Origin of the sequence: Streptomyces sp. NBC_00568, from assembly GCF_026341855.1 — a bacterium.
In the GTDB taxonomy this organism is placed as follows: domain Bacteria; phylum Actinomycetota; class Actinomycetes; order Streptomycetales; family Streptomycetaceae; genus Streptomyces.
The window spans coordinates 3,351,360-3,375,270 of the sequence record NZ_JAPENW010000001.1 but is presented as its reverse complement, the minus strand read 5'-3'; the positions used below and the strand labels follow the sequence as shown (position 1 = coordinate 3,375,270).

26 protein-coding genes are annotated in these 23,911 nt (G+C 69.6%); 17 read left to right on the top strand and 9 right to left on the bottom strand.

Going from position 1 to position 23,911, the window contains the following annotated elements; translation table 11 throughout:
- The first annotated feature begins 27 nt into the window (after window positions 1-27).
- The 6 genes from OOK38_RS14715 (at window position 28) to pstB (ending at window position 5,925) form a co-directional block, all read left to right on the top strand.
- The gene (locus OOK38_RS14715) at window positions 28-1,002 is read left to right on the top strand and encodes a CHAD domain-containing protein (RefSeq protein WP_266765752.1); all 975 of its coding nucleotides are present in this window, start codon (window positions 28-30) and stop codon (window positions 1,000-1,002) included.
- Window positions 1,003-1,012: 10 nt separating this feature from the next.
- A complete protein-coding gene (locus OOK38_RS14710; RefSeq protein WP_266760223.1) occupies window positions 1,013-1,426 on the top strand; it encodes an NUDIX hydrolase in 414 nt (137 codons plus the stop codon).
- 382 nt (window positions 1,427-1,808) lie between these two features.
- On the top strand, window positions 1,809-2,939 hold the full coding sequence (gene pstS / locus OOK38_RS14705; RefSeq protein WP_266760225.1) for a phosphate ABC transporter substrate-binding protein PstS: 1,131 nt from the start codon (window positions 1,809-1,811) through the stop codon (window positions 2,937-2,939).
- Between the two features lie 98 nt (window positions 2,940-3,037).
- Window positions 3,038-4,045, top strand: a complete 1,008-nt coding sequence (gene pstC / locus OOK38_RS14700) for a phosphate ABC transporter permease subunit PstC (RefSeq protein ID WP_266760227.1) — start codon at window positions 3,038-3,040, stop codon at window positions 4,043-4,045.
- Window positions 4,042-5,100 carry a phosphate ABC transporter permease PstA gene (gene pstA / locus OOK38_RS14695; protein ID WP_266760229.1) on the top strand — a complete coding sequence of 353 codons (1,059 nt, stop codon included), beginning with the start codon at window positions 4,042-4,044 and terminating at the stop codon, window positions 5,098-5,100. Before pstC ends, pstA begins: the two co-directional genes overlap by 4 nt.
- A 48-nt stretch (window positions 5,101-5,148) precedes the next feature.
- Window positions 5,149-5,925: a phosphate ABC transporter ATP-binding protein PstB gene (pstB, locus tag OOK38_RS14690; RefSeq protein ID WP_266760231.1), complete on the top strand. Its 777-nt coding sequence runs from the start codon at window positions 5,149-5,151 to the stop codon at window positions 5,923-5,925.
- Window positions 5,926-6,301: 376 nt separating this feature from the next.
- Here the strand turns inward: pstB and OOK38_RS14685 are convergent, their stop codons facing one another.
- Both OOK38_RS14685 and OOK38_RS14680 read right to left on the bottom strand, forming a co-directional pair.
- Window positions 6,302-7,300 carry an inorganic phosphate transporter gene (locus tag OOK38_RS14685; protein WP_266760233.1) on the bottom strand — a complete coding sequence of 333 codons (999 nt, stop codon included), beginning with the start codon at window positions 7,298-7,300 and terminating at the stop codon, window positions 6,302-6,304.
- 7 nt (window positions 7,301-7,307) lie between these two features.
- Window positions 7,308-7,928 (bottom strand): DUF47 domain-containing protein, encoded by a 621-nt coding sequence (locus OOK38_RS14680; protein ID WP_266760234.1) that lies wholly within the window; start codon window positions 7,926-7,928, stop codon window positions 7,308-7,310.
- Window positions 7,929-8,165: 237 nt separating this feature from the next.
- Here OOK38_RS14680 and OOK38_RS14675 point away from each other — a divergent pair, with 237 nt between their 5' ends.
- Window positions 8,166-8,522: a metal-sensitive transcriptional regulator gene (locus tag OOK38_RS14675; protein WP_266765753.1), complete on the top strand. Its 357-nt coding sequence runs from the start codon at window positions 8,166-8,168 to the stop codon at window positions 8,520-8,522.
- A 267-nt stretch (window positions 8,523-8,789) separates the two neighbouring features.
- On the opposite strand, the gene OOK38_RS14670 is transcribed toward OOK38_RS14675, so the two are convergent.
- Both OOK38_RS14670 and OOK38_RS14665 read right to left on the bottom strand, forming a co-directional pair.
- Window positions 8,790-8,975 (bottom strand): hypothetical protein, encoded by a 186-nt coding sequence (locus OOK38_RS14670; protein ID WP_266760236.1) that lies wholly within the window; start codon window positions 8,973-8,975, stop codon window positions 8,790-8,792.
- 133 nt (window positions 8,976-9,108) lie between these two features.
- Complete coding sequence (locus OOK38_RS14665; protein WP_266760238.1) at window positions 9,109-9,939, bottom strand: hypothetical protein; 831 nt, start codon at window positions 9,937-9,939, stop codon at window positions 9,109-9,111.
- A 118-nt stretch (window positions 9,940-10,057) separates the two neighbouring features.
- Between OOK38_RS14665 and OOK38_RS14660 the strand changes: the two genes are divergently transcribed.
- Window positions 10,058-10,228 (top strand): hypothetical protein, encoded by a 171-nt coding sequence (locus OOK38_RS14660; RefSeq protein ID WP_266760240.1) that lies wholly within the window; start codon window positions 10,058-10,060, stop codon window positions 10,226-10,228.
- A gap of 252 nt (window positions 10,229-10,480) precedes the next feature.
- On the top strand, window positions 10,481-12,052 hold the full coding sequence (locus OOK38_RS14655) for an FAD-binding oxidoreductase (RefSeq protein WP_266760241.1): 1,572 nt from the start codon (window positions 10,481-10,483) through the stop codon (window positions 12,050-12,052).
- Between the two features lie 133 nt (window positions 12,053-12,185).
- On the opposite strand, the gene OOK38_RS14650 is transcribed toward OOK38_RS14655, so the two are convergent.
- The 4 genes from OOK38_RS14650 to OOK38_RS14635 form a co-directional block, all read right to left on the bottom strand.
- Entirely contained in the window at window positions 12,186-12,887 is a 702-nt protein-coding gene (locus OOK38_RS14650; RefSeq protein WP_266760243.1) for a phosphatase PAP2 family protein, read from the bottom strand.
- Between the two features lie 191 nt (window positions 12,888-13,078).
- Complete coding sequence (locus OOK38_RS14645) at window positions 13,079-14,080, bottom strand: bifunctional lytic transglycosylase/C40 family peptidase (protein WP_266760245.1); 1,002 nt, start codon at window positions 14,078-14,080, stop codon at window positions 13,079-13,081.
- Between the two features lie 110 nt (window positions 14,081-14,190).
- Window positions 14,191-14,970: a serine protease gene (locus OOK38_RS14640; protein WP_266848482.1), complete on the bottom strand. Its 780-nt coding sequence runs from the start codon at window positions 14,968-14,970 to the stop codon at window positions 14,191-14,193.
- A 113-nt stretch (window positions 14,971-15,083) separates the two neighbouring features.
- Complete coding sequence (locus OOK38_RS14635) at window positions 15,084-15,533, bottom strand: ATP-binding protein (RefSeq protein WP_266760248.1); 450 nt, start codon at window positions 15,531-15,533, stop codon at window positions 15,084-15,086.
- A 209-nt stretch (window positions 15,534-15,742) separates the two neighbouring features.
- Between OOK38_RS14635 and OOK38_RS14630 the strand changes: the two genes are divergently transcribed.
- Genes OOK38_RS14630 through OOK38_RS14620 form a run of 3 tightly spaced genes read left to right on the top strand, consistent with a single transcriptional unit; the run spans window position 15,743 to window position 17,056 of the window.
- On the top strand, window positions 15,743-16,588 hold the full coding sequence (locus tag OOK38_RS14630; protein ID WP_266760250.1) for a helix-turn-helix transcriptional regulator: 846 nt from the start codon (window positions 15,743-15,745) through the stop codon (window positions 16,586-16,588).
- Window positions 16,589-16,599: 11 nt separating this feature from the next.
- A complete protein-coding gene (locus OOK38_RS14625; RefSeq protein ID WP_266760252.1) occupies window positions 16,600-16,803 on the top strand; it encodes a DUF397 domain-containing protein in 204 nt (67 codons plus the stop codon).
- Complete coding sequence (locus tag OOK38_RS14620; RefSeq protein ID WP_266760254.1) at window positions 16,796-17,056, top strand: DUF397 domain-containing protein; 261 nt, start codon at window positions 16,796-16,798, stop codon at window positions 17,054-17,056. Before OOK38_RS14625 ends, OOK38_RS14620 begins: the two co-directional genes overlap by 8 nt.
- A gap of 17 nt (window positions 17,057-17,073) precedes the next feature.
- Here the strand turns inward: OOK38_RS14620 and OOK38_RS14615 are convergent, their stop codons facing one another.
- A complete protein-coding gene (locus OOK38_RS14615; protein ID WP_266760255.1) occupies window positions 17,074-17,712 on the bottom strand; it encodes an SRPBCC family protein in 639 nt (212 codons plus the stop codon).
- Window positions 17,713-18,225: 513 nt separating this feature from the next.
- Here OOK38_RS14615 and OOK38_RS14610 point away from each other — a divergent pair.
- The 5 genes from OOK38_RS14610 (at window position 18,226) to OOK38_RS14590 (ending at window position 23,910) form a co-directional block, all read left to right on the top strand.
- The gene (locus OOK38_RS14610) at window positions 18,226-18,534 is read left to right on the top strand and encodes a hypothetical protein (protein ID WP_037622434.1); all 309 of its coding nucleotides are present in this window, start codon (window positions 18,226-18,228) and stop codon (window positions 18,532-18,534) included.
- Window positions 18,535-18,742: 208 nt separating this feature from the next.
- Window positions 18,743-19,591: a hypothetical protein gene (locus OOK38_RS14605; RefSeq protein ID WP_266760257.1), complete on the top strand. Its 849-nt coding sequence runs from the start codon at window positions 18,743-18,745 to the stop codon at window positions 19,589-19,591.
- Complete coding sequence (locus tag OOK38_RS14600) at window positions 19,581-20,912, top strand: hypothetical protein (RefSeq protein WP_266760259.1); 1,332 nt, start codon at window positions 19,581-19,583, stop codon at window positions 20,910-20,912. The genes OOK38_RS14605 and OOK38_RS14600 overlap by 11 nt, the downstream gene beginning before the upstream one ends.
- Window positions 20,909-22,468 carry an SCO6880 family protein gene (locus OOK38_RS14595; protein WP_266760261.1) on the top strand — a complete coding sequence of 520 codons (1,560 nt, stop codon included), beginning with the start codon at window positions 20,909-20,911 and terminating at the stop codon, window positions 22,466-22,468. Before OOK38_RS14600 ends, OOK38_RS14595 begins: the two co-directional genes overlap by 4 nt.
- 14 nt (window positions 22,469-22,482) lie before the next feature.
- Window positions 22,483-23,910: an ATP-binding protein gene (locus OOK38_RS14590; RefSeq protein ID WP_266760263.1), complete on the top strand. Its 1,428-nt coding sequence runs from the start codon at window positions 22,483-22,485 to the stop codon at window positions 23,908-23,910.
- Window position 23,911 lies beyond the last annotated feature (1 nt).

The following is a 23,911-nucleotide window of genomic DNA, read 5'->3' as shown; positions in this document are numbered from 1 at the left end:
GCCCCCCTCGACGAGGGAGGTGCCCCCATCGGTGACGCCCTGGCGGGTTATCTGCGGGCCCAGGCCACGGAGTTCCTCCGCTCACTGCGCCAGCACCGGGAGACCGGTGCCGGGGCGAGCGGTGCCGGGGAGTCCGGCGACGCGGCGCGTTCCCTGCGCCGCTCCGCCCGCCGCATCAGCGGCAGCCTGCACACCTTCCGGCCGCTGCTCGACGCGGACTGGTCGGAAGGGGTGCGGCCCGAACTGGCCTGGCTGTCGGGCACGCTGGCGCGCGAACACGCCTATGCCGCACGCCTGGAGCGGCTGCTCGGCGCGCTGAACCGGCTGTCGGGCACGGCCGTGCTGCCCGCCCAGGCCGGACGGGCCCCGGCCCCCAAGGGCCATCTGACCGTCGGCGCCGCGAAGGCGGGCGCACTCCTCGACCGGCAGCTGACGCTCGCGCGGACCCGCGCCCACTCCGCGGCCCTCCAGGCGCTCGGTTCCTCCCGCTTCCACGCCGTCGCCGACAGCGTCGCTTTACTCGCCAGCGAGGTGCCGCTGACCCCCTCCGCGGACTCGACCGACCTGCGACCGCTCGCCGCCGCGGCCCAGGACCGGCTGACCGACGCCGTCACCGCGCTGCCGCTGGTCACCGCGGGCCACCCCTACAACGCGGAGGCCCTCGTGCACGGCCTCTCCGCCGACACCGCCCCCCAGCCGCAGGACGCGCCCTGGCACCAGGTCCGGCTGCTGCTGCGGCTGCACCGCTACGCCCGCGAGGTGCTGCACCACGGGGAGTGCCCCGCCGACGTACGCCTGCTCGGCGCCGGCCAGGCGCTCAACCGGCACCGGGACGCGGCGGAGGCGGCGTCCGCCGCGGCGTCGGCGGCCCGCACCCCGCGCATCGCGCCGGCGACGGCGTACGCGCTCGGTGTACTGCACGCCGACCAGCGGCACGAGGTGGAGGCGGCGCGGTTCGCCTTCCAGCAGGCCTGGCAGAAGGAAGCCGTACCCACCCCTTGAGGGAGGCCCCATGGTTGACGACACCATCCAAGCGGCGGGCTGCGTCCTGTGGCGCCGCTCCCCGGTCGACTCCGCGCTGGAGATCTGCCTCGTCCACCGGCCCAAGTACGACGACTGGTCGCATCCCAAGGGGAAGCTGAAACGCGGCGAGGCCTCCCTCGCCGGCGCGCTCCGCGAGGTCGAGGAGGAGACGGGCTACGGCGCCGTCCCCGGGGCGGTCCTGCCCACCCTCCACTACCTCGTCGGCGGCCGCCCCAAGGAGGTCCGCTACTGGGCGGCCGAGGCGGCCGACGGCTGTTTCACCCCGAACGACGAGGTGGACCGCGTCCTCTGGCTCTCCCCCACCGCCGCCCGCCACCGCCTCTCCCAGCCGCGCGACTGCGATCTCGTGGACGCGCTGCTGAACGCGCTGCGTCTCGCCTGACGCCGCCCGGGCCTGCTCACCGTGGTGAGCACCCGCCCCTCGCCGGTACTCAAGAAATAGTGAGGCGATCGAGGGATGTCGGAAGCATGTGCCGTGCGAGACACGGGCGAACCCTTTCGATTACCTAGAGTTTCCCTCCTGGCCCCCTGAGCCGGGATACAGCCGTGTCCTCGACGTAAGCGTTCCGTGACCTCACCGCACCGCCGTCAGGGGTTCACCCCCCGTTCACTTATGGCCATCGGCGCCTTCACCTGATCTGCCTAATTTCGGCCTTACACGGTGCGAGGGACGTCCTGGACGTTCTCGCCGCACCGCTACGGACCGCATTACACAGACTTCGCACGCCGCCACCAGACGGCGGCTCCTGGAAGGAACTCCCGAAGTGAAGCTTCAGCGCATGAACCGGCGGGCCCTCACCCTCGGTGCTCTCGCCGTCTCCGGCGCCCTGGCCCTCACGGCGTGCGGCTCTGACGACACGGGCAAGGGCGACGCCGGCGGCAGCTCGGCGCCGACCGCGGCCGCGGGCTCCATCAAGTGTGACGACGCCAAGGGTCAGCTGCAGGCCTCCGGCTCCTCCGCGCAGAAGAACGCGATCGACGCCTGGGTGAAGGCCTACACGGCCGCCTGCAAGGACGTTCAGATCAACTACAACCCGACGGGCTCCGGCGCCGGTGTCACGGCGTTCACCCAGGGCCAGACCGCGTTCGCCGGCTCGGACTCGCCCCTCAAGCCCGAAGAGGTCACGGCCGCCAAGAAGGTCTGCGACGGCAATCCCGCGGTCGACCTGCCCATGGTCGGCGGCCCCATCGCCCTCGGCTACAACGTCGACGGTGTCGACAACCTCGTCCTGGACGCCTCCACGATCGCCAAGATCTTCGACGGCAAGATCAAGACGTGGGACGACAAGGCGATCGCGGACCTGAACCCCGACGCGAAGCTTCCCAGCACCAAGATCCAGGCGTTCCACCGCTCGGACGAGTCCGGCACCACGGACAACTTCACCAAGTACCTGAAGGCCGTCGCCCCCTCCGACTGGAGCTACTCCGGCGGCAAGGCCTGGCAGGCCAAGGGCGGCCAGTCCGCGCAGGGCTCCTCCGGCCTGGCCCAGCAGGTGAAGCAGACCTCGGGCGCGATCTCGTACTTCGAGCTCTCCTACGCCGCTGACGGCATCAAGACCGTCGACCTGAAGACGGACGCCGCCACCCCGGTCAAGGCCACCGTCGAGAACGCCACCAAGGCCATCTCCACCGCCAAGGTCGCCGGCGTCGGCAACGACCTGGCCCTGGAGCTGAACTACAAGCCGACCGCCGAGGGCGCCTACCCGCTCACGCTGGTCACCTACGAGATCGTCTGCGAGAAGGGCAACAAGGCCGACACCCTGGCCGCCACCAAGTCCTTCCTCACCTACATCGCGAGCAAGGACGGCCAGGACCAGCTGACCGCCGCCCAGTACGCGCCGATCCCCGAAGAGATCATCACCAAGGTTCGTTCCACCCTCTCGAACCTGAGCTGACCCGAGTGTGGCCCGCCTCGCCGAGGCGGGCCGCACCGTCCGGTGCACCGCCGCCTGGAGCCGCCACTCGATCCGGCTCCGCAGACCGGAGACTCCTGATGGACATATCGACACAGAACACCGACGCGCCTCCCCCGACCCCACCGATTTCCGATGCCACGCAGAAGCGTGCGGAACGCGGCGCCACCCGTCCCGGCGACCGCGTCTTCCTCGCGCTCTCCCGTGGTTCCGGCATCCTGCTCCTGGTGATCATGGCCGCCATCGCGGTCTTCCTGACCTACCGCGCCTCCCTCGCGCTGAGCAAGAACGAGGGCAACTTCCTCACCACGTTCGAGTGGAACACCAACCTCGTACCGCCGGTCTTCGGCATCGCGGTGCTGGCCTTCGGCACGGTCGTCTCCGCGATCATCGCCATGGCCCTCGCGGTCCCGGTCGCGGTCGGCATCGCCCTGTTCATCACGCACTACGCGCCGCGCAAGCTCGGCGGACCCATCGCGTACGTGATCGACCTGCTCGCCGCCGTCCCGTCCATCGTGTACGGCCTCTGGGGCGCCATCGTCCTCGTGCCGCACATGACCGGCCTGTTCGGCTGGCTCGACCACTACTTCGGCTGGACCGGCATCTTCGAGTGGCAGGGCGGAGCGCCCCGCTCGATGCTCACCGTCGGCATCCTGCTCGCGATCATGATCCTCCCGATCATCACCAACGTCAGCCGTGAGGTCTTCCGGCAGGCACCGCAGATGCACCAGGAAGCCGCACTGGCCCTCGGCGCCACGCGCTGGGAGGTCATCCGTATGTCGGTGCTGCCCTTCGGCCGCTCCGGCGTGATCTCCGCCTCGATGCTCGGCCTCGGCCGCGCGCTCGGCGAGACGATGGCCGTCGCCACCGTGCTCTCCCCGACCTTCGAGATCAACGCCAGCCTGCTCGACCCGGGCGGCGGCACCTTCGCGCAGAACATCGCGAGCAAGTTCAACGAGGCCAACGAGTTCGGCCAGGACGCCCTGATCGCCTCGGGTCTCGTCCTGTTCGTCATCACCCTGCTGGTCAACGGCGCGGCGCGCTACATCATCAACCGCCGCAAGGAGTACTCGGGGGCCAACGCATGAGCAACGCACCCGTCACCCGCAAGCACGCCAGCAGCCTGCGCGGCGGCAGCCTCCCCAAGTGGTCCGCCTGGGCCATCGCCGCGGGCGCCCTCGCCGTGGCCGCCGGTATCGGTCTGGCCGCCGGCCTGGACAGCAAGGTCCAGTGGGGCCTGCTCGCCGCGATCCTCTTCGTCCTCGGTACGTACGTCGTCGCCGCGCGCGTCGAGGGCCGCCGCAAGGCCAAGGACCGCGTCGCCACGAACCTGGTGTGGGCCTGCTTCGTCATCGCCGTCATCCCGCTGGCCTCCCTGATCTGGGAGACCGTCAAGCGTGGCGTGAAGGCCTTCGACATGTACTTCCTGAGCCACTCCATGGGTGTGATCGCCGACAACGAGCCCGGTGGCGGTATCTACCACGCGCTCCTCGGCACCCTGGAGCAGGTGGGCATCGCGACCCTGATCGCCGTGCCGATCGGCGTGCTGACCGCGATCTACCTCGTCGAGTACGGACGGGGCAAGCTCGCCAGGGCGGTCACCTTCTTCGTCGACGTCATGACCGGTGTCCCGTCGATCGTCGCCGGCCTGTTCATTCTCAGCCTCTGGATCCTGATCCTCGACATGGGCTACTCCGGTTTCGCCGGCGCGCTCGCCCTGTCGATCCTGATGATGCCCGTGGTGGTCCGCTCCACCGAGGAGATGCTCAAGCTCGTCCCGAACGAGCTGCGCGAGGCCTCCCTCGCGCTCGGCATCCCGAAGTGGCGCACCATCATCAAGGTGGTCCTGCCGACGTCCATCGGCGGTATCACCACGGGTGTGATGCTCGCCGTCGCGCGTATCGCCGGCGAGACCGCCCCTGTGCTGCTGTTGGTGTGGGGTACGAACTTCATCAACAACAACCCGTTCGACGGCCCGCAGGCCTCGCTCCCGCTGTACATCTACCGTCAGTACAGCGCGGGAACCGACGTGGCCACCGACCGGGCCTGGGCGGCAGCACTGGCGCTCATCCTCTTCGTCATGATCCTCAACATGGGTGCGCGCGCCATCGCACGCTGGAAAGCACCCAAGACGGGCCGCTGACGCGGCCGATCAGCGACCCGAACCTTCGCGAAAGAAGCAGTGACTGACATGGCCAAGCGAATCGACGTAAGCGGTCTGACCGCCTACTACAGCGCCCACAAGGCGATCGAAGACATCTCCATGACGGTCGAGCCCCGCTCGGTGACGGCCTTCATCGGCCCCTCCGGCTGCGGCAAGTCGACCTTCCTGCGCACCCTGAACCGCATGCACGAGGTCACCCCCGGCGGGCGTGTCGAGGGCAAGGTGCTGCTGGACGACGAGGATCTGTACGGCAGCGGGATCGACCCCGTCGCGGTGCGCCGCACCATCGGCATGGTCTTCCAGCGTCCCAACCCCTTCCCCACGATGTCGATCTTCGACAACGTGGCGGCGGGCCTCAAGCTCAACGGCTCGTACAAGAAGTCCGAGCTCGGCGACGTCGTCGAGAAGTCCCTCAAGGGCGCGAACCTCTGGAACGAGGTCAAGGACCGGCTGAACAAGCCCGGGTCCGGCCTGTCCGGCGGTCAGCAGCAGCGTCTGTGCATCGCGCGGGCGATCGCGGTGGAGCCGCAGGTCCTCCTCATGGACGAGCCCTGCTCGGCCCTGGACCCGATCTCCACCCTCGCGATCGAGGACCTGATCGGTGAGCTGAAGGAGCGCTTCACGATCGTCATCGTGACGCACAACATGCAGCAGGCCGCCCGCGTCTCCGACCGCACCGCGTTCTTCAACCTGTCCGCGGTCGGCCAGCCCGGCCGCCTCATCGAGATAGACGACACGGAGCGCATCTTCTCCAACCCGTCCGTCCAGGCCACGGAGGACTACATCTCCGGTCGCTTCGGCTGACCGGACCGCCTCCCGAAAACCCCTCGCGGTGCTGCATGGCGGTGCCACCGCGAGGACGAGAAGGGCCCGCCCCTGGCTCCCGGGGGCGGGCCCGCTCGTTTTCCCCACCCCACCTCTCCACCAGGCCCCACCGGCACCCGGGCCGCAACCCCGACCCCACCGACACACTCACAGCCACCCGGCGCCCGCCTTCCCGACGGGCAGGCCCTTTGCAGCCCGTCCGGCGTTTGAGGACGAGGCCGTTCAGGCCGAAGGGGGGTCTGGGGGCGCAGCCCCGGGGCCGGGAAGGGCAGGGGCGGAGGGGGCGAAAACACCAAGGGCCGGTCCCGAAGGACCGGCCCCGTGAGGACTGGGCGCCGCAGGAGCGACCCCGCTCCTACAGGAACGCCAGGTTCACGATCCAGAAGGCGACCGCCGCGACGACCGCCGCCGCCGGCATGGTGATGAACCAGCCGAGGACGATGTTCTTGGCGACACCCCACCGCACGGCGTTCACCCGCTTCGTCGCCCCGACACCCATGATCGCCGAGGTGATGACATGGGTCGTGGAGATCGGCGCCTTGAAGAGGTAGGCCGACGCGAACATGATCGAGGCACCGGTCGTCTCCGCGGCGAAGCCCTGCGGCGGATCGAGCTCGATGATCTTCCGCCCGAGCGTCCGCATGATGCGCCAGCCACCCGCGTACGTACCCAGCGACAGCATGGTCGCGCAGACGATCTTCACCCAGACCGGGATCGGGTCGTTCGGCCCCTGTTCGCCGGCGATGACCAGCGCCATCACCACGATGCCCATCGTCTTCTGGGCGTCCTGGAGACCGTGCCCGAGCGCCATGCCGGCCGCGGACACCGTCTGCGCGATACGGAAACCGCGCTTGGTCTTGTGCGGGTTGGACCGCCGGAACATCCACATGATCGCGGTCATCACGAGATAGCCGACGAGCAGGCCGATCACCGGCGAGAGGAACATCGGGATGATGACCTTGTCGAGCAGGCCGCTCCAGTAGACCGTCGTGCCACCGGCCAGCGCCGCGCCGACCATGCCGCCGAACAGGGCGTGCGAGGACGAGGACGGCAGACCGAAGTACCAGGTGATCAGGTTCCAGGTGATCGCGCCGACGAGCGCCGCGAAGAGGATGCCCATCCCCTTCGAGCCCTCGGGTGTCTGGATCAGCCCCTCACTGACGGTCTTGGCGACCCCGCTGCCGAGGAACGCACCGGCGAGGTTCATCACCGCGGCCATGGCGAGCGCGGCCCGCGGCGTCAGGGCACGCGTGGACACGGAGGTGGCGATGGCGTTCGCCGAGTCGTGGAAGCCGTTCGTGTACGTGAATCCGAGCGCGACCCCAATGGTCACGATCAAAGCGAAGGTGTCCATGAACGGGTCAGGACTCCTTGACGGCGATGGTCTCCACCGTGTTCGCCACGTGCTCGAACGCGTCGGCCGCCTCCTCCAGCACGTCCACGATCTGCTTGAGCTTCAGTACCTCCATGGCGTCGTACTTGCCGTTGAAGAGGTGGGCCAGCAGCTTGCGGTGGATCTGGTCGGCCTGGTTCTCCAGACGGTTGACCTCGATCCAGTACTCGGTGAGGTTGTCCATGGTCCGCAGGTTGGGCATGGCCTCGGCGGTGAGCTCCGCGGCCCGCGCCAGCACCTCGATCTGCTGCTCGACGCCCTTGGGCAGCTCCTCGACCTGGTACAGGACGACCAGATCGACGGCCTCCTCCATGAAGTCCATGATGTCGTCGAGGGAGGAGGCGAGGTTGTAGATGTCCTCGCGGTCGAACGGCGTGATGAAGGAGGAGTTCAGCTGGTGGAAGATCGCGTGTGTCGCGTCGTCACCGGCGTGCTCCGCGGCCCGCATACGCTCTGCGATCTCGGCCCGGGCGGACGCGTCCGCCCCGAGCAGTTCCATGAGGAGTTTCGAGCCCGTGACGATGTTGTCCGCGGATGCGGAGAACATGTCGTAGAAGCTCGTCTCCCTGGGGGTCAGACGAAAGCGCACGTTGGGGTCCTCGGGGTGCTTCGGTTCGGTCAGGCTGATGCTAGGCGCATCATCCGGCCACGGCTAATGGGCCGTCCCCCAGTGTCGCCCATCAGGCACAGTGATCAGCACAGGGTCCGGTACCGGCGCCGGGCAAGGGCTCTCTACCCAGCAAAGTTCGATACCATATACCCACCAGGGGTATATGTATGTGGCGTTTCAGACATGATCGCCGTTCGAATCCAGCAGGAGGACGCGATGACGACCACCGAGGCCGGCGCGACGGCGCCCTCCGGCGACGCGCAGGAGATCGTGACCGACCACGACCGCGGCATCCACGGCTACCACCAGCAGAAGGACGAGCACCTGAAGCGGCTGCGCCGCATCGAGGGGCAGATCCGCGGTCTCCAGCGGATGGTCGACGAGGACGTCTACTGCATCGACATACTCACCCAGGTCTCCGCCTCCACGAAGGCCCTCCAGTCCTTCGCCCTCCAGCTCCTGGAGGAGCACCTGCGCCACTGCGTCGCGGACGCGGCCCTCAAGGGCGGCGACGAGATCGAAGCGAAGGTCGAGGAAGCGACGAAGGCGATCGGCCGCCTGCTCCGCACCTGAGCTAGGTGCAATACACGCGCGGGCCGCGGGGGAAGTGAGAGATACGACGCATGCGGCGCATCCGGCACATGCGACAACCCTGACGCCGATGACATACATGCCGTACGGGATACAGCGGGGCGTTCAGGGCGCCCGCGACGCGTGTGACGCGCAAGACGCGCGCCTTCCGAGCGGGCGGAACGCCGCGCGAGCCGCCGAGCGGGACGCCGGCACGGAGCTCCGGTCCCGGCACGGACCTCCGGTCCCCCGGGAAGAACCGGGGAAGGACTACTCCGCCGCACCCCGCTCACGGGTGCGCTCTTCGGCCACTTTCAGCACCTCGTCGATGCTCTCGAGGCTGAGCCGGTCCTCGTGGGCGGCAGAGGCCGCGATGATCAGTTCGCCGCACAGTTCGATCTCGGCGAGGGCCACGTGGTCCTGAACTGCCGTACCGCCGACCGGAGCCACGTGCATCACCTCTTCCTGCCGTCACCGACTTCCTAGAGTAGGGAGCGGCCTACGCACCGCGCATGGCACGGAAGGGCCATTTCCGGCCCTCCTGTGAAGCTACGGCTCCGGATGCTCTTGCCCATTTCTCCGGAACCCACTAGTCCGCGATCTTGCCGGCGAAGATGTCCGCGGAATCCGGCAGCCGTACGTCGGCGGGGGTGCCGAACTCGTACAGCAGGATGGTCGAGGCGACGGCGACGGTTCCCTTCTGCTGTCCGTTGACGAAGCTGAACCGGTGCCGGACCTTCCGCAGCCGCCCCTGGTCGTCGAGGTAGGCGTCGAACGGAACCTCGGTGGTGGCGAACCCTTTCGCCGCCGCCCTCAGCGCCGGCCGCTGCCCCCGCGAGGCGTCCCGCGCGGCGATGTCGAGGTCTGCGGTCCCGCGATAGTGCCGTACCGGGACCCCGGCCAGCTCGGTCTTCCCCACATAGGTCACCGCCCGTGCGCCGCGCAGCAGTTCGGCGGCGGCGTACGGGTCGGTGGCGCCGCCCGTGACCAGATTCCCGTCCGTGAGACCGCCCGTCGCCACGCGGACCCATTTGTCGGCGGGCACTCCGGCACCCCGGTTCTTCATGAACAGAGCGCCCGGGGCGAGAAGTTCGGTGATCGGCCGGTGCTCCGCCGTCCCGGCGGGGTCCTGCGGCAGCATCACCTTCAGCCGCCCCGTCTGCTTCCTGAAGTCGTACACGCCCTGCCCGCGGATGGTGACCCGGGTCCCGCCGGTTGCCATCTCCATCGACGTACTGGCCTTCGCCGTGCCCGCGCGCTCGAGCGCGCCCGCGGCCTGACGCAGCGTCTCGACGGTGCCGGGGCCGGTGCGGACGTCGCGGGCGACGGCACCGCCGCCCGAGCATCCGGTGCCACAGACCATGAGCCCCGCCGCGGCGAGCGCGATCACGACCGCCCGACCCTGCTGCTGCGCCACCATCGTCCGCCGACCCCCAGCCGGTCCGTCCCGGGCCTTCCTGTCGTTCCGCTTAACGACGGGTGGGAGCGCTCGTCACGCGGGAGGAGTCCGTTCACTTGCCTTGGGTAACGTTGTCGTTGTGGAGCAGCAGAGGCACGTGGACGCTTCCCCCGAACACCTCACGACGACGATCGAACAAGGCCGGTTCTGCCTGGCCCGCTGCACCTGCGGCTGGCAGGGCCCCGCTCGCCGCGCCAGAAGCCAGGCCCGCACGGACGGAGTGGCCCACACCACGGCCGTGATCGCCTAGGACCTCTGTCCCAGGGCTGCCCGCGACGTCTCGTCCGCCCGGCCGCACCTGGCGCGCCCTGCCCCGGGACTCCGCGTCCCTCGCCCCTCTCCCTCCCCGCTCCTCCCCCACCCACGCTCGCACCCACCCCGCCGTGCCCGGTCCGGAGCACGCGTGCTGGGATGCGGGTGCTGTAGCGGTTCTGCGACATGCGCCCTGGAACCCCAGAGCCCGGGCGCCCGTCTCGTTCCACGGAACCCACGGGAGGCGCACATGCAACGGCGTACGTTCATCGGCGGAGCCACCGCCGTCCTCGCGGCGGCGGCGACGTCCGCGTGCAACGGCAGCGACAGTGGTGACGGCAAGGCTTCCGGCACGGCCGAGAGCACGAGCGCCGAGGGCACCGGCATCCGCACGGCGACCGCCGCCAACCGCGCGGCCGCCAACTGGACCGGGCTCTCCCATCAGCTGGACGGCGCCCTGGTCCGCCCCGGCGACCGCAGCTGGCCGGCCGCCCACCAGCTGTACAACACGCGCTTCGACAACCTGAAGCCCGCCGCCGTCGCCTATGTCGCGCACGCCGACGACATCCGCACCACCATGGACTACGCCCGCGCCCACGGCGTGAAGGTGTCGATCCGCAACGGCGGCCACTCGTACGCCGGTTGGTCCTCAGGCAACGGCCGCCTGGTCATCGACGTGTCCAAGCTGAACAAGATCCGGGCGTCGGCGAACGAAGCGGTCGTCGGCGCGGGTTCCAAGCTGATCGACGTGTACCGCGCGCTGGCCGCGAAGGGCGTCACCATCCCGGCGGGTTCCTGCCCCACCGTGGGCGTCTCCGGCCTGACCCTCGGCGGCGGCCACGGCGTCGTGTCGCGGGCGTACGGACTGACCTGCGACAGCCTCACCCAGGCGACGCTGATCACCGCCGACGGCAAGCAGCTCGTCGCGAACGCCACCGAGAACAAGGACCTGTTCTGGGCCCTGCGCGGCGCCGGCAACGGCAACTTCGGCGTCGTCACCGAGCTCCGCTTCAAGACCCACCCGGCGCCGCAGGGCGTCACCGCGTACATGACCTGGCCGTGGGCCAAGGCGGCCGCCGTGGTGAAGGCCTGGCAGGAGTGGGGGCCGAGCCAGCCGGACGAGATCTGGTCGTCCTGCCACCTGTCCAGCGCGGCCGGCGGCACGCCCACCGTCTCGGTGGCCGCCTTCTCCCTCGGCACCTACGGCGAACTCCAGAACGCCGTGGACCGGCTGGCCGACAAGATCGGCTCCCCGGCGCGCAGTGTCACCCTCAAGCGGCGCTCGTACGAGGACTCGATGGAGGTGTACGCGGGCTGCTCGTCCTTCTCCGCCGACGCCCAGTGCCATCTGCCGGGCTCGACGCCGGGCCGCAGCCCGCAGGGCGCCCTCGGCCGCGAGACGTACGCCGCCCGCTCGGACTTCTTCGACCGCTCGATATCGGCGTCCGGCGTGCAGACGCTCCTGAATCAGATATCCGCGGTCCGCGGCGGCGCGGGCAGCATCGCGCTCACCGCGCTCGGCGGCGCCGTCAACCGCGTCTCGCCGACGTCCACGGCGTTCGTGCACCGCCGCTCGCGCATGCTCGCCCAGTACATCGCCTCCTGGCAGGCGGGCACCTCCGGCACCACCGCCCAGTCCTGGCTGACCGGCGCGCACAACGCGATGGCCCGCTACGCCTCGGGCGCGGCCTACCAGAACTACACGGACGCGTCGCTGACCGACTGGCGCAAGGCGTACTACGGCGACGCGGCCACGCGTCTCAAGGCTCTGAAGCACCGCTACGACCCGGACCGCTTCTTCTCGTTCCCCCAGGCGCTGTAGCCGCGGACAGGCTCCGCAGCCGCACACACCGTGCGCCGCACACACACCGTGCGCCGCACACGCGAGTGCGCGTCGCCGCTGCGGCGCCCGCGCCCCGAGCCGCCCGCTGCCGTAGGCCCGGGCGGCTCGAGCGCTACGCGGCGAGGTCCCGTTCCTCGGACTGCTCGGCCCGCGCCCCCGGGATCAGAGTCTCCTGCCCAGCCGGTACGGCGTCCCGCGCACGGATCAGCCGGCCGGCGCGCGGGGCCTTCTCGACGGCCTTCATGACCGGGGTCAGCAGCGCCATGGCGAGCGGGGACAGCAGCAGGACGACGGCCGTGCCGAGCGCGAAGCCGCCGATGACGTCCGTCGGGTAGTGCACGCCCATGTAGACCCGGCAGAACCCTTCGAGCAGCGCGAGCCCTATCCCCGCGAGTCCGAACTTCCGGTTGGCGACGAAGAGTCCGACGCCCATCGCCATGGTGAGCGTCGCGTGGTCGCTGACGAAGGAGAAGTCGGTCTTGCCGCTCACGAGGACGTCGAGGCCCTGGTGGTCGACGAAGGGGCGGGGGCGCTCCACGAAACCCCGTATCGGAACGTTCACGAGGAGCGCGATACCGGCCGCGAGCGGTGCCCAGACGAGTCCGGCCACGGACGACGCCGCGTCCGTGTCGGCCCGCCGCCGGACGCTCCACCAGCACCACACGACCAGGAGGACCATCGCGAGCAGGAGACCCCACTCGCCGACGAACTCCATGATCCGGTCGAACCAGTGCGGCGCGTCCTTGGCCAGGCCATTGATGTCGTACAGCAGCTCGACGTCGGGGTTCGAACCGGATTCGGCGAGTCCAGCCATGGTGCTGCGGCCCCTTCGTCGTCTTTCCCGCGGACACGCCCTTTCGCGTGCCGCTCGATCCACCCCCGTGGTGTAGATCAGTTCTCTACGTCAAAAGGAACGCACAGTCCCCTCCACTACGTTCCACACTCCACGGAATGATCACGCAGACGTTATCGAAGAGAGATACATCGTCGCAGATCAGGGTGGGTTCAGACCGAAGTGGGCAATGCTTTCGCGCCATCCTCCGTCACCCGGGTGGCCCCGAAGTAGTCGGGTGTGTCGACGGGGTCGAAGCGGATGACGGCACCCGGCCTGGGGGCGTCGATCATGTAGCCGCCGCCCACATAGATGCCCACGTGCCGGATGGCACGGGAGTTGGTGAGGTCGTCCGAGAAGAAGACCAGATCCCCGGGCAGCAGCTCCTCCCGCTTCGGGTGCGGCCCGGCGTTGTACTGGTCGTTGGCGACGCGCGGCAGGGTGACCCCGACACTCTCGTACGCGGCCTTGGTGAGCCCCGAGCAGTCGAAGCGTCCACCCTGGTCAGCGGTGCCGTTGCCGCCCCACAGATAGAGCGTGCCGAGCTTCTTCTGCGCGTACGTGATGGCGGCGGCGGCCTGCTTCGAGGGGTCCACCCGGGTCACCGGCGCGGCGAAGCTCTTGGAGAGCGTGGTGATCGTCTTCACATAGTTCTGGGTCTCCTTGTACGGCGGCACGCCCCCGTACTTGATGACCGCGTAGGCGCCCGCGTTGTAGGCAGCGAGCATGTTCTCGGTGGGGTTCCCCGGCGCGTCCTTCACATAGGAGGCGAGCTGGCAGTCGTACGAGGCGGCCGACGGAATCGCGTCATTCGGGTCCCATACGTCGCGGTCGCCGTCTCCGTCGCCGTCGACTCCATGCGTGGCCCAGGTCCCCGGAATGAATTGCGCTATCCCCTCCGCTTTCGCCGGACTCTTCGCGTTCGGATTGAATCCGCTCTCCTGATACAGCTGGGCGGCGAGCAGCGCGGGATTGATCGCGCCGCAGAGATTGCCCCACTTCTGGACGAGCGGCTGGTACGCGGCGGGTACGGCTCCCTTGGCGAGTCCGACCGATCCGCCGCCGATGCCGTTGGCGAGGTTCCCGGCCACCATGTAGACGCCGACGACGAGCAGCATCACGAGGCTGAGCGCCGCTCCGATGGCAAGGGTCGCCGCGATCCATGCCTTACGCACCGTCAACCGCCCCTCACCGCACAGGAGTCCGCCGACGTCAGTGTAGAGGCGGCCCCCGCGCGACAGGGCTGTCGCGCACAAGGACGGCGGCATATTGCGCCGGACAGGCTCTAACTCGCCCGGCCGGCCTCGCGGTAGAGGTTCGCGGCCTCGGTCCCGAACACGGCGCTGTACGAGACGTCGGCGCTGTTCCCGCCCTGTTCGTGGCCGCCGATCACCCCGACGACCGCCCCGTCCCCGTTCACCCAGGGACTGCCGCTGGTCCCGCCGGTGAAGGCGGGACATGCGACGCGCTGCTGCGTACGGCTGTGCGCGGTGGGCTTGTCCGTGCAGGCGATGGGGGCGTCGGCGGAGCTGGGGTACCCGGTGACGGTGACGGCGGTGGCCCCGGTGGCGCGGTGCGCGGCGAAGGGGTTCCCGCCGCCGACGGCGTCCTCGACCTCCTTGCCGTCGCGGGTGCCGAGGACGGCGAAGGCGATGTCACTGCCCTCGTCCCGGCCGTCCGTCCACCCCTCGGGGAGGAAGACCCCCTCGACGTCCCAGAACCCGTACGGCGCGCTGCCGTCCCGGTAGCCGGGCGCGAAGGTGAGGGCTCCTCCCCCGTCCAGGCAGTGGGCTGCGGTGAGGACGAGATCCCGCCCCGCGCTGTGCACGACGGAGGCGGTGCAGAAGTGCCCGCCGCTGCCGCCGCTCGCGGCGCTCCCGTGGAACAGGGCGCCCACGCGGGCGGTCCGGCCGTTCTCGGCGGCCTGGACGGTCACGCCGAACGGTCCCGGACCGTCGTCGGCCGCCGCCACGGACGCGGACGTCGCGGCCAGCAGCACGGCCGCCGCACCGAGCAGCGCGGGCCGCCGGGCGCCGGGGGGACGGGTGACGCGGGTGCGCTTCATCGCCTCTCACCTTGCCCCGAGCGGGTGAGCAAAACCCTCGGACCAGTCCGAGTATCACCTGTGAGAGGCCGCCCCGCCCGGCCACCGGTGCCCGGCGGCCACCACGCACCGCTTCAGCCCCGAGCCGCCCGCCCGGCACCCCGGCACTCCGCCCACAGCAGCTTCCCGCCCCGCGACGCCCCCAGCTCGCGCAGCACGGCGACGCCCCAGGCGTCGGCGCAGGCCCGGACGAGGTGCAGCCCCCGGCCGTGCTCGCCGTCCTCCGGGGCCGGGCCTGCGGGAGCGCCCTCCCGGAATCCGGACGGAACGGTCGGGTCCGAGTCCCACACGGCGACCCTCAGCCGGTCCGGCTCCGCCGAGAGGAGCCGAAGGGCGGAGGGGCCGGGTGCGTGCAGATGGGCGTTGGCGAGGAGCTCGGAGGCCAACAACTCGGCCGTGGGCGCGAGTTCGGTGAGCCCGTGGGCGGCGAGAACGGCACGCAGGGTGGCACGGGCGACGCCCGGGGCACGGGGATCGTGCGGGAGTTGGAGGGTGTAGGACCAGGGCGGGGATACGGTTGCCATGGAAGTCTCCGATCACGGAGGGGAGTTGGGTGGTGTCGTGTCGCTACGTTGCCCAGTGACCGCGGCCGCTCCGTCGAGCGGGGTGCTTCTGGGCGAGGCCCGAGCTTTAAAGTAGCGGCAACCGTAAAAGGTCTTACACGGTTTCCGTGAAAGTGATGATCTATCACCCGTGTGGGTGACCTGCTGCGCGAGGGAGGCGGGCCAGCCCCGTGAGAAACAACCCGACGGGTCGTCAACTCCGATTGGGTACCGAGTTGCGCAAGCTCCGGGAGCGTGCGGGCCTGACCTCCACCCAGGCGGGCAAGCTGCTCGGAGTCCGGCAGAACCAGATCAGCAACGTGGAAGCCGGGCGTGCCGGGGTGAGCCCGGAGCGAGTACGCGCCCTGGCCTGTCACTACGACAGTGCCGACAGGACCCTCGTCGAGGCACTCAGCAGCATGGCCGCCGAGCGTATCCGCGGCTGGTGGGAGGAGTACCGCGAGATCCTGCCGGGCGGCCTGATCGACCTGGCCGAGATGGAGCACCACGCCACCCGTCTGTCCGCCGGAGTCACCGCCCATGTGCCCGGCCTGCTCCAGATCCACGACCATGCCCGCGAGGTCTTCCGCCAGGTCGTGCCGGAGCTCTCACCCCCCGACGTCGAACACCGGCTGTCGTTCCGGATCAAGCGTCAGGCCGTCCTCTTCAAGGACTCCCCCACGCCGTATCGGGCCGTCATCCACGAAGCCGCCCTGCGCATGCAGTTCGGCGGCCCCGCCGTCGCGACCAAGCAGCTCCGGCACATCCTCGACATGAGCGAGCGCGCGCACATCACCGTCCAGGTCATCCCGTTCGCCGCCGGGGCCTACCCCGGGTCCGGGCAGTCGATCCTGTACGCCCACGGAGCGGTCCCCCAGCTCGACACGGTGCACCTCGACCAGTCCCACGGCTCCGCTCTGCTCGACGCCGAGGCCCAGCTCGACAAGTACCGCGTACTCCTGGAGCGCATGACGGGCCTCGCCCTCGGCCCCCACGAGTCGCGCGAGTTCATCCACGCCATCGCCCAGGACCTGTGAAAGGACCCGACATGCCCACCGTCACCTGGCAGAAGTCCTCGTACTGCGGCGAGGGAGAAGCCTGCGTCCACATAGCCGGAGAGCGCGCCACCGGCGCGATCCACCTCACCGAATCCGGCGACCCGAGCGGAGCGATACTCACCGCCGCTCCCGCGGCCTTCCGCACCTTTTTCCGTACCCTCAAGCAGGACAAGAAGGAACAGGACCGTGACTGACATCCCCCCGAACCTCGACTGGGTGCGTGCCGCCCCGGAGGGCGCGACGGGTCCGGGCCCCTGGATCGAACTCGCCTTCGGCGCGGACGACCTGGTCTACATCCGGGAGACCGGCGACCCCGGGAACGTCGTCACCACCACCCGCAGGAAGTGGGACGCGTTCGTCCTGGGCGTCCAGGCGGGCGAGTTCGACCACTTCGTGGCGGGGCTGGAGGACGAGCGGCCCCCGGCTCCCGCCGAGGGCCGCTCATGAGATGAGGCCGGGCGGCCTCACGCCGATTCGGCCCCCGTGTACGCCGCCGTGGTCCGGTCCGCCGAGGACCGCGCGGCCTCCTCCGGCTCGCCACCGGCGACATTCGCCTCGTACCAGCTCTCGCTGCTCAGCGTGATGAAGCGGAGGCCCTCGTCGGAGGCCAGCCAGGCCATACTCTCCTTCGGATCCAGGGAGCCTCCGGGGGAGCCGAGGTGGCCGGCCAGGCCCATCATGCCGAGGTCCCAGCCGACGCCGACCGCGCCGGGCCCGAACTGGTCCCAGCGTTCGTCGCCGACGTGGGCGATGTGTTCGAGCTGGAAGCGGGTGCGGTCCCCCTCCGGGGTCACGCTCACCTCGATCCAGCTGACCTCGCCGCCGTACTCCCAGGTCGCGGCGAAGCTCTCCGGCGGCTCGCAGCGCTCGATCGTGCCGCCCGCGTTGCCCTCCAGCTGGTAGGTACCGCCGAGGCGGAGGTCACCGGAGACGGGCAGGAACCAGCGGGGGATGCGCTCGGCGCTGGTGCAGGCGTCCCAGACGTCCTCGACCGTCGCGTCGTAGGTCTGGCTCAGCGTCACCACACGGGCCTCGCCCGCCTTGAACTCGCGCGTGCCGACGCTGCGGCGCACGGCGTTGATCTGGTAGGTCACGTCGATCACGGTTGCTCCTCCGGAGGTCTTCCCTTGGCGTCGCGGAACCGGTCCAGCCACACGTCGATATCACCAGGGGGGCAGGCCCCGGGGCACCCCGGAGGGCGTTAGCCTTTAGGTCACCGGTTCGGCGTACTGCGTCCACCTCACGCAGGCGCGGGACCCGGGGAACATCGGCTCGACGGACCGTCAGAAGCGGTACTGCGGGGCCGCGTCCGTTCGAATGCGTCCCGCGCGTGAGCCGTAGAAGGGGACAACGACGGAACCACGCGCGAGGTTTCGCTTCCACTTCATTGCCCGGCGTGACCGGCCGTGATACACAGAGTGACCATACGACTCTTCGTATACCGCCGTACGCCTCCCGCGAGGGTCCCGCGTACGCCGGTGACAAGGAATTCGTACGAATCCCGCCAACCAATGACGTCAAGTCGACATACGACGGCGTCATTGTCGGCGAGAATGGGCCCGACCTCTGCGCAGTGGCAGGGGGTGCAGAACTACCCACTAGGGGCGGTGACTTACATGCTTTTCGCAGCCGACAAGGGCGACATCAACACAATCATCGGTGGAATCGCCCCAGACTGGGGCCCCTTCGGCAGCCTGGGCAACGAAGCGAAGGTGATGGTCGAGGTGGTGATGGCGGTCGCCATCCTGCTCTGCCTCGGCATCGCGATCTGGGGCGCGGCCAAGCAGCGCATCGGCGCGACCGCCCTCCGCGACACCTTCAGCGCCGAACAGGGCAAGGGCCTCATCATCGCCGGGCTCACGGGAGTCTTCATCATCGGATCCCTCGGCACGCTCTTCACCATCGTGTACGGCATGGCCGTGTAGCCCGGCCGGGCGCGCCACCCCTGGCGCACCGTCAGTCCCCGGCCGGGCGCGCCCGGATTCTCTCCACTCCGACCCACCCGTCCGTCGTGCCCACCGGCTGAGGTTGCGTTTCCCTGATGTCGAGTCACCACACCGCGCCCGCGCGGGAACCAGCACGGCTACCGTCGTACTACTTGGTTCAGCGAGAGGTTGAGGGGGCGTACGCGGCATGAGTCTCGGTGACGAACCCGGGTACGGCGACGCCTCGCGCGGCGAGGACGGGGGGTACGGGGGCTCCGGCCAGACCCGCACCCGCCTTCCCGACCGCCCGGGCGACGTCTACGGCGGCGCGCGTCGCCGCGGATCCTCCTCACGGAGCCTGATCACGGTCGTCGGCGTGGTCGTCCTCCTCATCGCCGCAATCGCCTTCGCGAACCGCGGCGACGACTCGCCGTCCTCGGGCGGTGAGGACGGCGACAAGGCGAAGACCTCTCCCACGGCGGCCTCCGGCGACCACCCGGTGGACGCGAAGGTCGCGGGCATCCCCTCGGGCTTCCCCCACACGGGCGAGGGCGCACAGAGCGCGGCGGCGAACTACGCGGTGGCGCTTGGTTCGACAGGCATGTTCAAGACGGCCACGCGGCACGACATCGTCGGCACCATCTACACGTCCGCCGCCGCCGACCGGCTCCAGGACCCGATGGACCAGGCCTACTCGACGGACTTTCTCAGCAAGCTGGGGCTCGACGCGGACGGGAACGCGCCGCAGGGCAGCACGTTCGTCTCGCGCACGATCCCGGTCGGCACCAAGATCAAGCAGTACAGCGACTCCGACGCCAAGGTCTCCGTCTGGTACATGGGCCTCATCGGCATGTCCGGGCAGACGTCGACCGATCCGGTCGGTTCGACGTGGAAGACCTGGACCTTCGAGCTCCAGTGGGACAACGGCGACTGGAAAATCGCGACGGACTCCCAGAAGGACGGGCCCGCCCCGGTCCCCGGCGACGACAAAGCCGCCGCCTCCGACGAGATCAGCAAGGCCATCGAGGAGTACGGAGGGTTCACGTATGCCCGGTAGCCGAAGCACTGTCCTCAAACTCGCGGCCGTCGTCACCGCCGTACAGAGCACGGCCGTCCTGCTCGCCACCCGTGCCGCCGCGGCGCCGACTCCGACGCCCTCGGCCTCCAAGGAGGACCCGTGCGGCCTCCTGATCGGCCCCGCCAAGAAATACTGCGAGAGCGACAACAAGGGATCCGGCCGGTCTGGCCTGAGTGACAACCCCGGGCTCGGGTCCACGCTGGACCCCCTCTCCTCCCTGGCCAAGGGCTGTGCCGACGCCGCCTCCTGGACCGTCGACAAACTCTCGGCCGCCGTGAACGACACCGCCAACGTCGACTTCACGAACCCCAAGTTCCTCCAGCAGTACGCCGTCGTCTTCGCGGCGTCCTCGATCCTGACCCTGCTGCTGTGGCTGCTGGCCGTGGCGAAGCGGGCCGTGCGAGGTGTCCCCCTCAGCACCGCCCTCTCCGAGGCGATCGGCTTCCTCTGGCTGACGGTGCTGGCCTCGGCGTTCACGCCGCTGATCCTCTACACGGTGGTCTCGGCGACGGACGGCGTGACGGAGGTGCTGGCCAAGACGACCGGCAACCAGACGGACGCGTTCTTCGGGACGTTCTCCGGCGCGCTGAACAAGGGCGACGACATCGGCGGCGGCCCGATCATGCTGATCGTCGTCTCGCTGGTCTCGATCCTCGCCGCCGGAGTCCTCTGGCTGGAGCTGGTCATCCGGGCCGCCCTGCTCTACGTCGGAGCCCTCCTCGGCACCGTCGTCTACGCGGGCCTCGTCGACAAGAACCTGTGGGGCCACGTCCGCCGCTGGGCGGGCATCATGATCGCGGTGATCCTGGTCAAACCGGTCATCGTGATAGTGCTCGGCCTCGCCGGAGCCCTCAGCACCGACAGCGGACCCGACGCGTTCTCCGCCGTCGTCTCCGGGCTCGCCATCATCCTGCTCGCCATCTTCGCCAGCGCGATGATCTACCGCTTCGTACCGGGATTCGGTGACGAGATCGCCGGCTCCCGCAACAACCGCATCATGCAGGGCGCCGAAGGAAAGGCCGCCGCCGTGATCAGCTCGCCGGCCACCCTGGTCGCGCAGGGCATCAAGACGCACAGCACGCGCGCCGACAACAACGGCGGAGGGGGCGGCAACAGCCAGCCGCGCCCCTCCAACCCCGCGTCCGGCGGTGTGGCCGCGCACAGCAGTCGTACGCCGAACGGAGGCGGCGGATCTGTCCCCTCCGCCGCACCCCCACCGCGTACCAGCCCGGCCAACACCCCGCACGCGAGCAATACCCGCAACAGCAGTACCAACCGCACGGGAGGTGAAGGGCGTTGACGACCGAGTCCCACTTGTCCCATCCGGTCACGCCCCGCCGTACATATCTGATCGGCCGCGCCCGGCCGAACGCGATCGTCGGCCGGAACCGCGAGTCCGGCGAGATCGCGCTCATCATCGGGGGCGCGTTCCTGGGCATGATGTGCGGCCTGCTCGTCCCGGTCCTGTCCCTGCGGATCGTGCTGCTCATGGGCTTCCCCCTGCTCGCGCTCGCCGCGGTGTACGTCCCGTACAAGCGCCGCACGTTCTACAAGTGGTTCGAGATCAACCGCAGTTACAAGCGGAGTCTGCGCCGGGGAACGGAGTACCGCAGCCATGTGATGGAGGCCGGTACCCGCGTCGACGGGAAGGAGATCGAGATCGGGCCGCCGCCCGGCATCGGGCGGATCTCCTGGCTCGCCGCCCCGTTCGGACCCGACGAGATCGCCGTGCTGCTGCACGCCGACCGGCGGACCGTGACGGCCGCGATCGAGATCGAGGGGCCGGGTGTCGGTCTGCGCGACAGCGAGGACCAGGAGGCCCTCGTCGACCGTTTCGGCACGCTGCTCAAGCACGTGGCGAACGGCGACGGCTTCGTCACCCGCCTCCAGATGCTCGCCCGCACCCTCCCCGCCGACCCGGACGCCCACGCCAAGGACGTCGCCGTACGCGGCGACGAGCGGGCTCCCGGATGGCTCCAGCAGTCCTACGACCAGCTCCAGTCGATGGTGTCCACCAGCAGTGAGCAGCACCGGGCCTATCTCGTCGCCTGTATGCACTACTCTCGCGAACTGGCCTCCGAGGCGCAGGCCATGGCACGGGCCGCGCGGCCGCAGGGCGGGCGGAGGCTCGACCGGGACGCCGGACTCGCCGTCGTCATGGCCCGCGAGCTGACCGACATCTGCTCCCGGCTCCAGGAAGCCGACATCCGCGTACGCCAGCCGCTCGGTCAGGGACGGCTGGCCTCCCTCGTGCACTCGATGTACGACCCGGACCACCCGATCGACCACATCCAGGCGATGACCAAGCGCAACGCCTGGCCGGCCGAGCTGGACGCCATGGAGCCGACGTACCTCCAGGCGAAGACCCGCGAGTCCTCCACCCGCGCGCCCTGGTGCCACGCCACGGCCTGGGTGAAGGAGTGGCCGATGACCCCGGTGGGCGTCAACTTCCTCGCCCCGCTCCTCGTCCACACCCCCGACGTCATCCGCACGGTCGCCGTGACCATGGACCTCGAACCCACCGAGATCGCCATCGAACGCATGCTGACCGAGAAGACGAACGACGATGCCGAGGCCAGCCGCGCCGCCAAGATGAACCGGACCGTCGACCCGCGCGACATCGCCTCGCACAACCGCCTCGACCAGCGCGGTGAGGACCTCGCGAGCGGCGCCGCGGGCGTCAACCTCGTCGGCTACATCACCGTCTCCTCCCGCAACCCCGAGGCCCTCGCGCGCGACAAGCGCACCATCCGCGCCTCGGCTGGCAAGTCGTACCTGAAGCTGGAGTGGTGCGACCGCGAGCACCACCGGGCCTTCGTCAACACCCTCCCGTTCGCCACCGGAATCCGCAGGTAGGGGCTGATGCACTGATGCGGGATCCGCTGTCCGCCGCGACGGACGCCTTCACGTCCTTCCTCTTCGGCAAGGTCGAGACGACCCGCCTGCCCGTCCGCACTTCCACGGGCCAGGCGCAGGCGGTCTACCTGCCCACCGCCGCGCCGGGCCTCGGCGACTCGGGCGTCATCATCGGCCGCGAGGTGTACTCCGGCAAGGGCTACATCTACGACCCCTTCCAGCTGTACGGGCAGCAGCTCCCGGCCCCGCACTGGCTGGTCCTCGGCGAGTCCGGCAACGGCAAGTCCGCCCTGGAGAAGACGTACGTCCTGCGGCAGCTGCGCTTCCGCGACCGCCAGGTCGTCGTCCTCGACGCCCAGGGCGAGGACGGTGTCGGCGAATGGAACCTCATCGCGCAGGAGCTGGGGATAACTCCCATCCGGCTCGACCCGACGGCCGCCCTGGACATGGGAATCCGGCTCAACCCGCTCGACCCCGCGATCACGACGACGGGCCAGCTCGCCCTGCTGCGCACCATCGTCGAGGTCGCGATGGGGCACGGCCTCGACGAGCGGTCCGGCTTCGCCCTGAAGGTCGCGCACGCCTACGTCAACGAGACGATCGTCGAGCGCCAGCCGGTGCTCACCGACATCGTGGAACAACTGCGCCACCCCGAACCGGAGTCGGCCGAGGCGATGAACGTAGCCATAGACGACGTACGGGCGTGGGGCCTGGACGTCGCACTGGTCCTGGACCGGCTGGTCGACGGTGACCTGCGGGGCATGTTCGACGGCCCGACGACGGTGGGCATCGACCTGGACGCCCCCCTCATCGTCTTCGACCTGTCGCACATCGACCGGAACTCCATCGCCATGCCGATCCTGATGGCGATCGTGGGTGTGTGGCTGGAGCACACCTGGATCCGGCCCGACCGCAAGAAGCGCATCTTCCTGGTGGAAGAGGCGTGGCACATCATCAACAGCCCCTTCGTGGCCCAGCTGTTCCAGCGTCTGCTGAAGTTCGGGCGGCGCCTCGGCCTGTCCTTCGTGGCGGTGGTCCACCACCTGTCGGACGTCGTCGACGGAGCGGCGGCCAAGGAGGCCGCCGCGATCCTGAAGATGGCGTCGACGAGAACCATCTACGCCCAGAAGGCGGACGAGGCACGATCGACGGGCCGGGTCCTCGGCCTGCCCCGCTGGGCGGTCGAGATCATCCCGACGCTGACCCCCGGCATCGCGGTCTGGGACGTCAACGGCAACGTCCAGGTGGTCAAGCACCTCATCACCGAGTCCGAACGCCCGCTGGTCTTCACCGACCGGGCGATGACGGAGTCGTCCGCCGACTTCCTCCTCTCCGACGACGCGATGCGCGCCGCCGAACTGGAGGCCGAGGAACGGGCGGCGGCCTTCATGGAGCAGCACCTCAGCGATCTCGACGGCTCCTCCGAGTCCACGGTGGCCTGAG